Source organism: Subtercola frigoramans (genome assembly GCF_016907385.1).
Classification (GTDB): Bacteria; Actinomycetota; Actinomycetes; order Actinomycetales; family Microbacteriaceae; genus Subtercola; species Subtercola frigoramans.
This window is the reverse complement of sequence record NZ_JAFBBU010000001.1, coordinates 2,592,389-2,606,180: the sequence shown is the minus strand read 5'-3', so window position 1 is coordinate 2,606,180 and position 13,792 is coordinate 2,592,389. Positions and strand designations below refer to the sequence as shown.

Here is a 13,792-nt window from a genome sequence, read left to right as displayed (position 1 = left end):
AAATGCCAAGAATATCGGGAGTTGCCGCAGCCTTTCCCCCTCATTCCTACACCCAGTCTGAAATAACGGAGCTTCTTGGTCCGATCATCACAGACAACCCGTCGAAGCGAGCGCTGCTCAATCGCTTGCACACCAATAGCAAGGTGAATACCCGTCACCTCGTCATGCCGTACGACTGGTACAAGAACAGCAGCCTGAACTTCACCCTCACCAACAACACCTTCATCACCGCTGCCGTCGGGCTTGCCGAAGAGGCAACCCTCGGTGCGCTCGCGAAGGCCTCGTTGAAGCCCGAAGACGTCGATTTCATCGTCTTCACCTCCGTGACTGGTATCTCCGCTCCGTCTGTCGACGCTCTCGTCGCGCTCCGACTCGGGTTTCGGCCCGATGTCAAACGCATGCCCATGTTCGGTCTCGGATGTGTGGCCGGAGCGGCAGGAATCGCCCGCCTCAACGACTACCTCCTCGGGCACCCGAACGACGTGGCCCTGCTGATCTCAGTCGAGCTCTGCTCCCTGACTGTTCAGCGGGGGGATGACTCGATGGGAAACCTCGTGGCCAGTGGGCTCTTCGGTGACGGTTCGGCCGCCGTGGTCATGGTCGGCTCCGAACGGGCGAAGGCACTGCCGGTCACCGGGCCAGACGTGCTCGACACGCGCAGCAGGCTCTACCCGGGAACGGAAGATGTGCTCGGCTTCAATCCCGGCGAGAGCGGGTTCCGCATCGTGCTGACGGCGGGAGTGGCTGACGTGATCGACGAACATTTCGATGCCGACGTCGTCGGATTCCTCGACGACCACGAACTCGCGGTGTCCGACGTGGAGGTGTGGATGGCTCATCCGGGAGGCCCGAGGGTGCTGAATGCCTTCGCGAGCGCGCTGAGCCTGCCAGACGGTGCCCTCGATGTCAGCTGGGAGTCGATGGGAGCAAAGGGCAACATGTCTTCGGCCTCCATACTCCACGTACTCTCGGAGACGCTCGATCAGCAGAAGTTCACTCCGGGCGACAAGGGCATGTTGTTCGCCCTCGGCCCGGGTGTGTGCGCCGAGATCGTGCTCATGAAGTGGCCTGACGACGAGTTGCAGGAGCTGTAACGCCCGTGCTGCTCTACGCTCTGCTGATCTTCGCCACCGGTGGCGAGCGATTCGTTGAGCTTGGAGTCTCCTCGCGGAATGCGGCCTGGGCCTTCGCCAGGGGAGGAGTCGAGTTCGGCAAGCGCCACTTTCCGTTCATGGTGATCCTGCACACGAGCATGCTGGTGGCGTGCCTCGCAGAGGTGTTCCTGCTTCAACGCGCGTTCACGCCGTGGCTCGGGTACCCGATGCTGGTGATCGCTCTCGCGTCGCAGGGACTTCGCTGGTGGTGCATCGGCACTCTCGGAAAGCGGTGGAATACCAGGGTGATCGTGGTGCCCGGCCTTCCCCTTGTGAACAAAGGGCCGTACCGCTGGTTCAGGCACCCCAACTATGTGGCGGTGGTCGCAGAGGGCATCGCCCTTCCCCTGGTCTACAACGCCTGGATCACCGCCCTGGTCTTCACTGTGGTGAACCTCGTCCTGCTCCTTCGGTTTCGCATCCCCGTCGAAGAACGTGCTCTGGCGTATGGCCTGGCCAAGTCCGGGGTGACGGGCTGAGAATGGCGGAGTTTGTGGGCGGCGACGATGCTGCCGGCGGGGGCCGTGCCGACTGCGACCTGATTGTGGTCGGTGGTGGGCCCGTCGGCCTGGCGGCCGCCATTGGTGCGCGTCAGCGGGGCTTGAGTGTTGTGGTCGTCGAACCCCGTTCGCTGCCGCTGGACAAGGCCTGCGGTGAGGGACTCATGCCCGGAGCCATGGCTGAGCTGGCACGGCTCGGGGTGGAGGTCGACGGGCACACGATCACCGGCATCGCGTATCGACAGGGTTTGGGCCCCCGATTCGCCACGCATGACTTCGAAGGTCCATCGGGCAGGGGAGTGCGGCGCACAGCGCTGTCCGGTGCCCTGGTGCAGCGGGCGCTCTCGTGCGGGGTCACGTTCGTCGACGCCAAGGTGACGGCGCTGGTTCAGGATGCCCGGGGAGTGACGGTCTCGCTCGGCGGAGGTTCGGGCATCCGGAGCCGGTGGTTGTTCGGCTGTGACGGACTTCACTCGCCGGTACGGCGAATGGCTGGGCTCGAGGCGGCACCCAGGCGCAGGCTCGTGCCGGCTCGGCGACGATACGGCCTTCGGCGGCACTTCAGCGTGACGCCGTGGAGCGATCGGGTCGAGGTCTTCTGGGCCCGAAGGTGTGAGGTCTACGTGACGCCGGTTGGCGGCGCAACGATCGGCGTGGCGATCTTGGGTGGCCGGGGACTCGACTTCGACCAGGTGATCGCCTCGATTCCGGCGCTCGCTGCGCGCCTGGATGGTGCAGAGCCGGATTCGACCCTGCAGGGCGCCGGCCCGCTTCGCCAGCGCGTGAGACGTCATGGCGTCGGCCGCGTGTTGTTGGTGGGCGACGCCTCGGGCTATGTCGACGCACTCACCGGCGAAGGCCTGCGGGTGGGTCTTGCCCAGGCGGCGGGGGCCGTGGCTGCCATAGCCGGGGCCGCGCGCGAGCCTGTCGATGTGAATCGAGCCTACGAACACGCGTGGTCCCGTGCATCGCGCGGTGCGAACACGCTCACGGCAGGGCTTCTCGCCTTGGCACATTCCCCGTTCCGGCGACTGGTGGTGCCGATTTCTGCGGCCTTTCCTGCCGTGTTCGGTGCCGCCGTCGAACGAATTGCCCGCTGAGGCCCCACTGATGACGGGCCTCGGCGGTGAAGCCGCTGAGAATTTGCGTTCCCGGTCGGGCGGCAGTGTGGCAACAGCTGAAGATAGAGACGTGAACATCTTCCCAGAGGGCATGCGGAATCGATTGCGATCGACGTTCACCGGCCAGCTCGAGGGCTCACCTGAGTGGGTGCTGAAGCTCGAAGACGGCGATGACGCGGGCTACTTCTCGCCGGGTTCGGCCACCTGGGCGGTCCACGGCCAGACCGCGACGATCGTCGCTGGTGTGAGGGCACTGTTGATGCAGGCCATGCACGCGGGAGCGATGGCCGGGGTGCACGACCACTCCCGGTACAAGGAAGACCCGCTGGGCCGGCTCGCCGGCACCATCCGCTGGATCTTCACGGTGACGTATGCCGACACGGCGACCGCAGTCGCGACCTCGAACTGGGTGCTCAAACTGCATGAACGCGTGACCGGCAGCTACCTCGATGCGCAGGGCATCTCCCACGACTACGCCGCGAACGACCCGGAACTCCTCTCCTGGGTGCACCTGGCGTTCACCGATTCGTTCTTGGCGACGGCCAAACTCTGGAGCGAACCCATCCCCGGCGGCCCCGACGCCTACGTTCGCGAATGGGCGAAGGCCGGCGAACTCATGGGAGTTCCGAACCCACCCCGCTCAGAAGCAGAGCTTGCCCGCCAGCTGCAGGCCTTTCTCGACTCCGGTACCCTCGTACGAAACGACCGCGTCGACGAGGCCGTGAAGTTCATCGGAAACCCTCCTCTCTCCCGCGCGATGATGCCCGCGTACCACGTGCTCTTTGCGGGCGCTGTGTCGTCGATTCCCGAGGAATACCGCCGGATGCTCGGCCTCGAGGTCGCTCATCTCGGGCCGGTGCGACTCCCCGTTGTCGGCGCCACGCGGCTCGTGCTGAAGCTGGTCGGGGCGATGCTCGGCCACGAAGCTCCCAGTGAGAGTTCGGCGCGTCGTCGCCTGATTCGCCTGGGGCTTCTCTCGCCCGACCAGACGGTCGCTGCGGGCCGCGGCGCGGCCTGACCCTCTCCCAGAGGAACCCTCGCCGGGGTGCGGGCAGCGCGTGAAGCTAGCGGAACCGCATGGTCGGTGGCAGAGGCTTCGGCGGTTCTGAGGCCTTTCTCACCCGCCGCCGCTCGACCCGCGCCGCGACGACCATCACCAACGCGAACACCATTCCGCCGGCCATGACGACCAGCAGCGGTGTGAGCAGCACGTTGTGGGTCAGCGCGTTCGTCACTGCCGCCGCCACGGTCACAGAAGAACCGATGAAGGCGAGCAGGGAGTAGCGAGTCGCGCGGTCGATGTTCACCTCTGCCTCAGGCCACGCGAGTGGCGGGCGAGACGGTCTTCGACGGGTCGCGCTCGACGACGTCGCCCAGCGCCTCGTCGATGCGCCCGAGGGTCTCTGCGTCGATCTTCACACCGGCAGCGGCGACGTTCGACTCGATCTGCTCGGGCTTCGAGGCGCCGATGATGGCAGAGGCCACGTTCGGATTCTGAAGAACCCACGCCACAGCCAGTTGGGCCATCGTCAACCCCAGGTCATCGGCGATCGGCTGCAGCTTCTGCACCCGGGTGAGCGTCTCCTCCCTCAGCCAGCTCTTGATCATGTCGTCGCCGCCCTTGCTGTCTGTCGCACGGGTTCCCGCCGGCAGCTCGGCACCCGGCTTGTACTTGCCGGTCAGCACGCCCTGCGCGACGGGAGACCAGACGATCTGGGAGATTCCTAGTTCTTCGGAGGCGGGCACGACCTGCTCTTCGATGACCCGCCAGAGCATCGAGTACTGCGGCTGGTTCGACACGAGCTGAAAGCCGAGCTGGGTGGCGAGCGTCGACGCCTCGCGGAGCTGGGCCGCCGTCCACTCGCTCACGCCGATGTACAGGGCCTTGCCCGAACGCACGACGTCGGCGAATGCGGTCATGGTCTCTTCGAGCGGAGTCTCATAGTCGTAGCGGTGTGCCTGGTACAGGTCTACGTAATCGGTGCGCAGCCGGTCGAGCGAGCCGTTGATCGACTCGAAGATGTGCTTGCGCGAGAGGCCCGTGTCGTTGTGGCCCTTCGGGCCGGTCGGAAAGTACACCTTCGTGAAGATCTCGAGAGATTCGCGTCGTTCGTTCTTGAGGGCTTTGCCGAGCACCTTCTCGGCCACGGTGTTGGCGTAGGCGTCTGCGGTGTCGAAAGTGGTGATGCCTGCTTCGAGGGCGGCGGCCACACTGCGTCTCGCGATGTCGTTCTCGACCTGTGAGCCGTGCGTCAGCCAGTTGCCGTACGTGATTTCAGAGATCTTGAGCCCGCTGTTGCCGAGGTAACGAAATTCCATGGTGACAACGCTACCCTTCGCTGCTGACAGCCCCGTGCGATCAGCGAGCCAGGCCCAGTTTCGCTATGCCCACGAGGGATTCACCCGGCAGGAACGCGCGGGTCAGTGCCAGGGCAATCTTCGGCAGATCTCCTTCGTCGCGATAGAGCAGGCTCATCCGCTCGTACCGTGGATTGAATTTCGTCTTGAAGTTGTGCAAGGACTGGAACCCGTAGAGCGGTTCGAGGACCTTTCCGAGCGATTCGAGCAGGGCATCGATTCCGGTTGCATCGGCATCTCCGGCGGCGCGCGCGAGCGGGGCGCCAGAGAGCGAGACGAAGGCCGCGCCCTGCTCCTGGAACGCGAGGCACGATGAAGCGATCAGAAACTCCATGACGGGCTTGAACGTGCCGTCGCTCCGGCGCCGCATGAGGTCGAGCGTCCAGCCCCGGATCGAATCGTCGGCGCCGTAGACCGGCAGCCACGACAGGAATCCCTGCACCGTGCCCATCTCATCGAGGGCGAGTGCCGTCTTCACGTGCGGGTCGAGCGCCTCGTCGACACCACCGAGCGTGAATCCCATCTCCGGCAACGCCTTGTCTCCTACCCACTCCTCGGAGATCGCCCGAACCTGCGAGACGATCGCCCACGGCTCCTCGGCCAGCGAGGTCATCCTGAAGGTGATCTTCTCGCGCTCCGCCCTGTTCAACGATGACCGGATGGCCTGCCACTTCTTGCCCGTCATCTCGAGTGTCGGCAGGTCGATGATGGTGTCTTCGGCGACCTGCAGGTGCGTCCAGCCCTCCGGTGCGGCGGCCAGCACTGCATCAGAGACCGAGAACAAGCACGGCGCCAGCCCGACCCGCTCGCACTCGTCCACGAACTCGACGATGGTCGCCTCGAGGTTCTCCGCTGGTCCCACGGGGTCACCGAGTGCGACGGCCACTCCGGCATAGCGTTGGTAGGCCACGAAACTCTCACCGTCGGCCGTCACGAAGTACGAGTTCTCCTTCCACATGGTCATCCACGAGAGGGTGCCTCCGCCATCGGACGTCAAGATGTCGAGGGGGGTCTTCTGGGCATCCTGCTGCTGCCTGATCGCGCGGCGCGAGCGGCGAAGCGGTACCCGGTAGGCCGCGCGGCCGAACCAGAGGATGACCAGCAGGGCGATCCACAGTGAGGAGTTGGTCATCGCCTCGAACAACGACGGAGGGAAGTCGACCGCGACGAAGGCGTAGATCACGAGCCCCACGAACTCGAGCACATTGAAGACACCGAGGATGAGAGCGATGACCCAGGGGAGGCGGTGGCCCAGGCGCACCCCGTTGGCGATCAACGCGATGATGGCGACATCGATCACCAGGTCGACCCACGTGCTCGTCCCGGGCGTGGCGGATGCTGCCGCATCGTCGCCAGGGAGAAGCGTGCCGAGAACCTCGACGACAGCAAGGGTGAGCAAGCTGGCGAATGCAAGGATGCGCCATTCCCGACTGCTCGGCCGGCCGGCACGGTACTGAGGTCCCCGGATGAACGGGGTGGCGACGAACACGGCGACCACACCCAGGAAATGTTCGATGTCGGCCAGGGTCCCGATGTAGATGAGCGATACCGCCACGCAGGCGAAGAGGGCAAAGCGCAGTCGCAGCCGCCAGGGCGCGCGCACCGTGCCGAGAACGGCCGCCAGGCACGCGAACATGCCGCCTGAGGGCCCGACGTCGTATTGGGTGGCGAGGTGGTTGGCCCAGTCGCTGTCGAAGGAGCGTGCCGCGAGCATGAAGAAGGTGGTGCCGATGACGGCGACGATCTGCCCGCCGGCGAAGATGCCGATGGTCCTGAGCGAACCGAACTGTCGTTCTGCCCAGCCGACGGCCACGATGAGGCCGATCAGAATGACGGCGTAGTGGATGGGCAGCTGCGAGAAGAACGTGCCGGTGACCAGGGTCCACCAGTGCCCGTCGAGGAACGAGGGCAGTCCGTAGGCGATGTCGTGGTACCAGGGCCTGTGGATGAGCGGGTCCCAGAGTGCCCCCGTGACGAGGCCGGCGACGACGAAGATTCCGAGCAGGGTTGCAGCGAACGGCGTTCGGCCGAGCGCTCGGCCGACGGGGCCGAGCACCACCCCGACCGCGGCCCTTACTCCGGCGATTCCGGTCGTCCCGGATTCCATTCCCGCCGCTGCGGCGAGCGGACTGAGGCTGCCGTCTTCTTCGAACAGGTCAGACATCTGGAGTTCAGGAGCGGCATCGAGGTCCGCTCCAACTGGCTCGCTCACCTTCGCTCGAGCCTTCCGTGAGCGATAGACCATCACCACCGAGACCACCACTGTGAGGGCCACAGTCACGAGCAGGGCGATCCAGGTGAATTGGTGCAGCAGGGTGATGGCGGCGGTGCCCAGGCTGAAGACGACGGTGGTCACCATCGCGGCCCAGAGCACCGAGCCGATGGCGTTCGCGGCGAGAAAACGGCGGTAGGGCATCCGGAGCGTGCCGGCCAGGGGGCCGATGAGAATGCGAAGCAGCGCGATGAACCGACCGGCGACGACCGCATAGATGCCCCAGCGATTCATGACACCGATCGCCGAATGGATGCTCTGGGCATTGAATCGCGCGGGAAACCGCCTCGCGCCGATGATCAGCAGCCGCGAACCGAATCGTCGCCCGATGAGGTAGCCGATCGAGTCGCCGACGATGGCGCCGACCGCTGCGGTCACGCCGATGGCCCAAGGGGAGATGGTGCCGTCGAGCGAGAGGAGTGTCGCTGCGACCAACACCGTTTCGCCGGGCAGAGGGACCCCGATGCTCTCGACGGCCACGAACCCGAAGACGACGAGGAGCACGGCGAGGGGCGGAATTGCTGCGAGCCACTGATCCATCTGGTGTCACTACCCCCTTGGCCGGAGAGCGCATGCTGTCCTGCCCTTCTTTATAGCAGGGCCGTGGCGGTGATCCAGTGGACTGATTCTCTCCTGACAGACTGGAGTCATGACAGCGACACTCGTGGCCAAGGGCCTTTCCGGCGGCCACGGGCACCGCATCCTCTTCTCCAACCTCGATCTCACGGTTTCTCCTGGCGACGTGGTGGGGCTGGTGGGCGCGAACGGCGCAGGCAAGACGACCCTGTTGCGACTCCTGGCCGGCGTGGACGCGCCGCTCGCCGGCAGTGTCTCCCTCGCCCCGACCGATGCGTTCGTGGGCTGGCTGCCGCAGGAGCACGAGCGCGTGGAGGGCGAATCCATTGCTGGGTACATCGGCCGGCGCACGGGCTGTTCAGAGGCCACGAACGAGATGGAGCTGGCCTCCGAGGCTCTCGGCACTGACGACCCCGGTGCAGCTGATGCCTACTCTGTCGCACTCGACCGGTGGCTGGCGAGCGGGGCCGCCGATCTGGATGATCGAATGCCAGCCACTCTCGCCGAACTCGGTTTCGAAACCGACGTCTCGGCGTTGATGACCGCTCTCTCCGGCGGGCAGGCCGCCCGGGTGGCGCTCGCGGCCCTCCTGCTGTCGAGGTTCGACATCGTTCTGCTCGACGAGCCGACGAACGACCTCGACCTCGACGGACTGGCCCGGCTGGAGGCGTTCGTCAGGGGCCTGCGGGGTGGAGTGGTGCTGGTGTCGCACGACCGCGAGTTCCTGGCCCGCTGCGTGACCACGGTGGTCGAGCTCGACCTCGCCCAGAACAGCGTCGCCGTCTACAACGGCGGGTATGAGTCGTTCCTCGAGGAGCGCGCCACTGCCAGGCGTCATGCGCGAGACGAGTACGACGAGTTCGCGTCGAAGAAGGCCGACCTGGTCGGGCGTGCGCGTACCCAGCGCGAGTGGTCGTCGCAGGGCGTTCGCAATGCGATGAAGAAGGCGCCCGACAACGACAAGATCCGGCGCCGCGCCGCCACAGAGTCGAGCGAGAAGCAGGCGCAGAAGGTTCGCCAGATGGAGAGCCGCATCGCCCGCCTCGACGAGGTCGACGAGCCGCGCAAAGAATGGCAGCTGCAGTTCAGCATCGGTACGGCTCCGCGGTCCAGCGCGGTTGTCGCATCGCTCGGTTCTGCGATCGCCCGGCAGGGGTCGTTCACCTTCGGGCCGGCCACCCTGCAGGTGAACGGCGGTGACCGCATCGGCATCACCGGGCCGAACGGTGCGGGCAAGTCGACGCTGCTCAGGCTGCTGCTGGGTACCCGTCAGCCCGACGAGGGCAGTGCATCCCTCGGGCGGAGTGTGCAGATCGGCGAGATCGACCAGGCGCGCGCCCTGCTCGACGGCGAGACGCCGCTCTTCGAGGCGGTGAGCGCTGTTGTTCCCGAGATGCCCATCGCCGAGGTTCGCACACTGCTCGCGAAGTTCGGGTTGAAGGCCGACCACGTCGACCGGCCGGTTTCGAGTCTCTCGCCGGGCGAACGGACCCGCGCGGCCCTGGCCCTGCTGCAGGCGCGTGGCGTCAATCTGCTTGTACTCGACGAGCCGACGAACCACCTCGACCTCCCGGCCATCGAACAGCTCGAAGAGGCGCTCGAGTCGTACGACGGAACCCTGCTTCTTGTCACGCACGACCGTCGGATGCTCGAGACCGTCACCCTGAATCGCCAGTGGAACGTCGACGCAGGGAAGGTCGTGGAGGTGTGAACGCTGGCGGTGCACCCGGCCAGGGCGCGAACGGCATGCACGTATACGTCGGTCTTGTTCGCGGAATCAATGTGGGGTCATCCACTCTTGTTGCAATGGCCTACTTCAGGCGGCTCTTCGAAGACCTGGGCTACACAGACGTCGTCACTCTGCTTCGGAGTGGAAACGTGGTGTTCACTTCGGCACGGGTTCTCACCGCGGCCGACGTGACGGCGATCGAGGGAGCCTTCGCGACGGTCGCCGGGTTCCGAGCGGGGTTCGTGGTGCTCTCGGCAGAGCAGTTTCTCGGCATCGCCGCGGAGAACACGCTGCTCGACATCGCGACCGACAAAGCCAAGCTCGTGGTCGCATATGTTCCGCTCGGGGAGGCGGGAGGGCCCGTCGCGGGTCTCGCGCAGCTCAATCTGCCGCATGCCGACCAGCTCCTGCCGGAGGTAATCGCTGTCGGCCCCCGTGCGGTCTACGTCTGGTGCGCGAACGGCATCTCGAATTCGCGCGTCCCTGCGTCGTTCTGGAAACAGCTCGGCCCGGTCTACACGGCGCGAAATGTGAATACCGTGGAGAAGCTGGCGGCTCTGGTGTCACAGAGGCTCGAATCAGGGGAGTGACTCACTGGCTGTGCATAACCTGAGATAGTTTCACTAAAGGGTTGTAGGCTCGATGGATGCTCGAAAGTGAACTTCTCCCGCCTGGTGATCTGCCGCTCCGTGACCATCTCGACGGCCCTCCGCATGGCCCTGTGCGGCTCCCGTGCTCTGTGCCGCTCCCGTGCTCTGTGCCGCTCCCCTGCTCTGTATCGCTCCCCTGCTCTGGTGCGGTCGCCGAACTGTCGCTCGTCGACGAGGCGTCGGCGAGCTATCTGCTGACCGTCGACGGAATCCCGCAGTCGCAGGTGTGTTTCTCTGACGCCACGCGACTCGAGTTCGACTACGTGCGCCACATCGCCAGGATGGTCGATGTGTGGGCAGCACCCGGGGAGGCGCTGCCGTGCATCCATCTGGGCGGCGGTGGGTTGTCGCTGGCGCGGTATGTCGAGGCGACCCGACCCGGATCACAGCAGCTTGTCATCGATTCGCAGCGGGCCATGGTCGAGGGTGTTCTCGAGGTTCTTCCCCTGGCTGCTGGCCATGCGACCAGGCTCCTGTTCGGCGACGCCCGCGAGTTGGCGGAGCGACTGGTTCTGCGTCGTCGTTTGCTCAGGTCGACCGCGGGAGGTGGGCGCGACTCTGCGTGCTCGGGGGCGATGGCTGCGGGAGCAGGAGTCGTGGTCATCGACCTCTGGGAGGGCTCGGTCATTCCATCACACGTCGCAACGCTCGAGTTCTACCTTCTCGTCGCCCAGCTCGCCGCGCCCGAGGCGCTGGTCGTCGTGAACCTGCTCGACCGCGGCCCGGGGTTCGACTACTCGCGAGGGCAAGCCGCGACGCTTCGCAGGGTGTGGCCGCGCGTCGGCGTTCTTCGTGACCCTCGCAGCATGCTCGGCTGCGCCGGCTTCTGCCCAGAGGGTTCTGCCGTTGGCTGCGGTGGTGCCGCTGGTGCCGATGCAGACAGCGAAGGTTTCGGAAACGTGGTGCTTGTGGCGAGCAGGCGCAGGCTCGATTTTCTGGAGACCTCTGGCTGGCTGAGAGACGAACCACGGCCGCCTCACGCCCTGAGCGGCCCCAATGTCGACGCGTGGGTTGCCGGGGCTCCAGCGATGACGGACGAGGCGTCTGCCGCGTCCCCGCGCCCCCCTCGCGAGGCGCTCAGCCCGGTTTGCACTCCAGAGATGTCCACGTGAGGGTGACCTCTCGGGGTGCCTGACCGTGTGTGCACTCGGGCTGACCATCGCGGACGAAACTACTCCGGTCGGGGCTTCGGTGGAAGGGTTCCCATGATGTGCACCTCCAATCTCGCTACTCTGCGCGCTGACTTTGCGCCGAACAAGTATAAGTGAGTTTTGATCGGGTACTGGCCAGCTCGAACTCGCGTCACCGTAGCGGTTCTCCGGGTCAGTACCGCCTTCGGCTGCGATGACCTCAGATTCGCAGAGTCGCCTGTCAGCGGTGCAACCTAGAATCGGGGTGTGGCTGATGGAGCGAAGAGGGCGGCAGACTGGGCATCGAAGCCGGTCGCCGCGGTCGCTTCTGCCAACACCAGGCCCTCCGTTTTCGGCGGCGCAGGCGACGACGGCACGGCTGACAGCTCCGCAACGATGCTCCACATCGATATGGATGCGTTCTTCGCCTCGGTGGAGTTGCTCGAGCATCCAGAACTCGTCGGCCTCCCCGTGATCATCGGCCACAACGGGCCCCGGGGAGTCGTCACGTCAGCGACGTACGAAGCGCGCGCATTCGGGGTGCATTCGGCGATGCCCGTGGCGCGCGCTCTGCAGCTGTGCCCGCGGGCGATCGTGCTGGCACCGCATCACGACCGCTACCGGCACTTCTCAGCCGAGGTGATGCGCATCTTTCGAGACGTCACCCCACTGGTTGAGCCGCTGAGCATCGACGAGGCCTTTCTCGATGTTGCGGGTGCTCGACGGCTTCTCGGTTCGCCGTCGGTCATCGGCTCGCTCGTGCGGCGCCGGGTCGAAGCTGAGACGGGGCTGACCTGCTCTGTCGGCGGCGGCGCGACGAAGTTCATTGCCAAGATGGCCTCCGGCCGGGCCAAACCCGACGGGATGCTCTTGGTCCCCGCATCCCAGACCCTGCCGTTCCTCCACCCTTTGCCGGTCTCGGCGCTCTGGGGCGTCGGCGCGACAACAGCCGACGCGCTGACGAGGCTCGGAATCAGGACCGTCGGCGACCTCGCGGCAACACCGTTGCCGACACTCATCAATCGGGTAGGCGCTGCTTCGGGCCAGAAGTTGCACGCGCTCGCGAACGGCATCGATACCCGTGAGGTCGTCACCGTGCGCCATGAGAAGAGCGTCGGTCACGAGATCACCTTCGAGTTCGACGTCTTCGACGAACAGAAGATCCGGCTCGAACTCCTGCGACTTTCTGACCAGGTCGCCGTGCGCCTTCGACGCGCTGGGCTGGCCGGCAAGACGGTCGCGTTGAAGCTCCGGTTTGCCGACTTCTCGACCATCTCGCGCTCGCGCACACTTTCAGAACCGACTGACCTCGCCCAGGCGATCTTCGATGCCGCTCGCGACCTCTTCGATGCGGTGGATCTTGCCGGCCAGCGGGTGCGCCTGATCGGGGTACGGGTCGAGAACCTCGTCACTGCCGCCGAGGCCGTGCACCAGCCTTCACTCTGGGACGACGAGGCCACAGCCCCTTCGAGCTGGCGTGAGGCAGAGGTCGCTGCCGATCGGGTCGCCGACAAATTCGGCGCCGGGGCCGTCAGGCGCGCGTCGCTCGTCAAGCCTTCGGGGCTTGGCAGGCAGGGTGCGCCACCCACTGCGGCGCCGTGATTGTGAGGGAATGATTCTTGGCCGTTCCGAGGGTCTCACCGGAACAGACCACACCGGCCGCACCGGACCCCCCCCCGGACTGACCTCGACCAAATCGATCTGTAGAACATCTGTACCGGGTATCTGCTTAGGTCAAGTCAGCGGCGAGGTTCCTGCCAAACTTGGGTTTGTTTTAGGTTCAGCTAACGTGTTGACATGCCTCCTCCAGATACCCTGCGGCTTCGATTTCGTCAGATGGCGTCATCCGATCTTGATGCAATGGCCGGATTGCTGGGTGACCCGAAAGTCATGCAGTTCTATCCGATGCCGAAAACGCGGGACCAGGCCGCAACATGGATTGCTTGGAACGAGAAGAACTACACCGACCATGGGTATGGCCTCTGGATCATCGAGACGCTAGCCGGCGACTTCGTCGGCGACTGCGGCCTGACCTGGCAAGACGTCAACGGCGTCAGCAAGCTCGAAGTGGGGTATCACGTCGGAACTGTGTGGCAGGGTCGCGGCTTCGCGACCGAGGCCGCCGCCGCGTGCCGCGACTTCGCGCGCGAGCTCGGCGGGGTTCCGGAACTGGTCGCAATTATTCATCCCGAGAATCGCGCATCGGAGCGGGTCGCAGAGAAGATCGGGATGCGACGCATCGAGGACGACCGCGGAGGACACCTGCCCACCCGGAGAGTACTCAGCCTGCGGTTGTAACCGC

Annotated in this window: 12 protein-coding genes; 9 read left to right on the top strand and 3 right to left on the bottom strand. The window is 65.5% G+C overall.

The window, feature by feature from the left end; all coding sequences use genetic code 11:
* Positions 1-2 precede the first annotated feature (2 nt).
* The 4 genes from JOE66_RS12200 to JOE66_RS12185 all read left to right on the top strand — a co-directional run bounded on the left by JOE66_RS12200 (position 3) and on the right by JOE66_RS12185 (position 3,793).
* Positions 3-1,094: a type III polyketide synthase gene (locus tag JOE66_RS12200; RefSeq protein WP_205109807.1), complete on the top strand. Its 1,092-nt coding sequence runs from the start codon at positions 3-5 to the stop codon at positions 1,092-1,094.
* A 5-nt stretch (positions 1,095-1,099) separates the two neighbouring features.
* Positions 1,100-1,633 (top strand): isoprenylcysteine carboxyl methyltransferase family protein, encoded by a 534-nt coding sequence (locus JOE66_RS12195; RefSeq protein WP_205109806.1) that lies wholly within the window; start codon positions 1,100-1,102, stop codon positions 1,631-1,633.
* Between the two features lie 2 nt (positions 1,634-1,635).
* Positions 1,636-2,754: an NAD(P)/FAD-dependent oxidoreductase gene (locus JOE66_RS12190; RefSeq protein ID WP_205109805.1), complete on the top strand. Its 1,119-nt coding sequence runs from the start codon at positions 1,636-1,638 to the stop codon at positions 2,752-2,754.
* A 112-nt stretch (positions 2,755-2,866) separates the two neighbouring features.
* Positions 2,867-3,793, top strand: coding sequence for an oxygenase MpaB family protein (locus JOE66_RS12185; RefSeq protein ID WP_205111951.1), 927 nt, complete (start codon positions 2,867-2,869; stop codon positions 3,791-3,793).
* Between the two features lie 46 nt (positions 3,794-3,839).
* Here the strand turns inward: JOE66_RS12185 and JOE66_RS12180 are convergent, their stop codons facing one another.
* The 3 genes from JOE66_RS12180 to JOE66_RS12170 are packed head-to-tail and all read right to left on the bottom strand — an operon-like array spanning position 3,840 to position 7,945.
* The gene (locus JOE66_RS12180) at positions 3,840-4,082 is read right to left on the bottom strand and encodes a hypothetical protein (protein WP_205109804.1); all 243 of its coding nucleotides are present in this window, start codon (positions 4,080-4,082) and stop codon (positions 3,840-3,842) included.
* Between the two features lie 7 nt (positions 4,083-4,089).
* Positions 4,090-5,094 carry an aldo/keto reductase family protein gene (locus JOE66_RS12175; protein ID WP_205109803.1) on the bottom strand — a complete coding sequence of 335 codons (1,005 nt, stop codon included), beginning with the start codon at positions 5,092-5,094 and terminating at the stop codon, positions 4,090-4,092.
* 40 nt (positions 5,095-5,134) lie between these two features.
* Positions 5,135-7,945: a rhomboid family intramembrane serine protease gene (locus tag JOE66_RS12170; protein WP_205109802.1), complete on the bottom strand. Its 2,811-nt coding sequence runs from the start codon at positions 7,943-7,945 to the stop codon at positions 5,135-5,137.
* A 109-nt stretch (positions 7,946-8,054) separates the two neighbouring features.
* Between JOE66_RS12170 and abc-f the strand changes: the two genes are divergently transcribed.
* From abc-f to JOE66_RS12145, 5 genes are all read left to right on the top strand, one after another.
* The gene (abc-f, locus tag JOE66_RS12165; protein ID WP_205109801.1) at positions 8,055-9,692 is read left to right on the top strand and encodes a ribosomal protection-like ABC-F family protein; all 1,638 of its coding nucleotides are present in this window, start codon (positions 8,055-8,057) and stop codon (positions 9,690-9,692) included.
* Positions 9,689-10,300: a DUF1697 domain-containing protein gene (locus JOE66_RS12160; RefSeq protein WP_205109800.1), complete on the top strand. Its 612-nt coding sequence runs from the start codon at positions 9,689-9,691 to the stop codon at positions 10,298-10,300. The genes abc-f and JOE66_RS12160 overlap by 4 nt, the downstream gene beginning before the upstream one ends.
* 56 nt (positions 10,301-10,356) lie before the next feature.
* Positions 10,357-11,472 (top strand): spermidine synthase, encoded by a 1,116-nt coding sequence (locus JOE66_RS12155; protein ID WP_205109798.1) that lies wholly within the window; start codon positions 10,357-10,359, stop codon positions 11,470-11,472.
* A gap of 414 nt (positions 11,473-11,886) precedes the next feature.
* Entirely contained in the window at positions 11,887-13,092 is a 1,206-nt protein-coding gene (locus JOE66_RS12150) for a DNA polymerase IV (protein ID WP_205111949.1), read from the top strand.
* A 195-nt stretch (positions 13,093-13,287) separates the two neighbouring features.
* Positions 13,288-13,788: a GNAT family N-acetyltransferase gene (locus JOE66_RS12145; protein ID WP_205109240.1), complete on the top strand. Its 501-nt coding sequence runs from the start codon at positions 13,288-13,290 to the stop codon at positions 13,786-13,788.
* Positions 13,789-13,792 lie beyond the last annotated feature (4 nt).

Coding starts and splice junctions, on each gene's coding strand:
- JOE66_RS12200 (WP_205109807.1), top strand. CDS start 3: ATGCCAAGAATATCGGGAGTTGCCGCAGCCTTTCCCCCTCATTCCTAC.
- JOE66_RS12145 (WP_205109240.1), top strand. CDS start 13,288: ATGCCTCCTCCAGATACCCTGCGGCTTCGATTTCGTCAGATGGCGTCA.
- JOE66_RS12170 (WP_205109802.1), bottom strand. CDS start 7,945: ATGGATCAGTGGCTCGCAGCAATTCCGCCCCTCGCCGTGCTCCTCGTC.
- JOE66_RS12150 (WP_205111949.1), top strand. CDS start 11,887: ATGCTCCACATCGATATGGATGCGTTCTTCGCCTCGGTGGAGTTGCTC.
- JOE66_RS12190 (WP_205109805.1), top strand. CDS start 1,636: ATGGCGGAGTTTGTGGGCGGCGACGATGCTGCCGGCGGGGGCCGTGCC.
- JOE66_RS12185 (WP_205111951.1), top strand. CDS start 2,867: ATGCGGAATCGATTGCGATCGACGTTCACCGGCCAGCTCGAGGGCTCA.
- abc-f (WP_205109801.1), top strand. CDS start 8,055: ATGACAGCGACACTCGTGGCCAAGGGCCTTTCCGGCGGCCACGGGCAC.
- JOE66_RS12155 (WP_205109798.1), top strand. CDS start 10,357: ATGCTCGAAAGTGAACTTCTCCCGCCTGGTGATCTGCCGCTCCGTGAC.
- JOE66_RS12175 (WP_205109803.1), bottom strand. CDS start 5,094: ATGGAATTTCGTTACCTCGGCAACAGCGGGCTCAAGATCTCTGAAATC.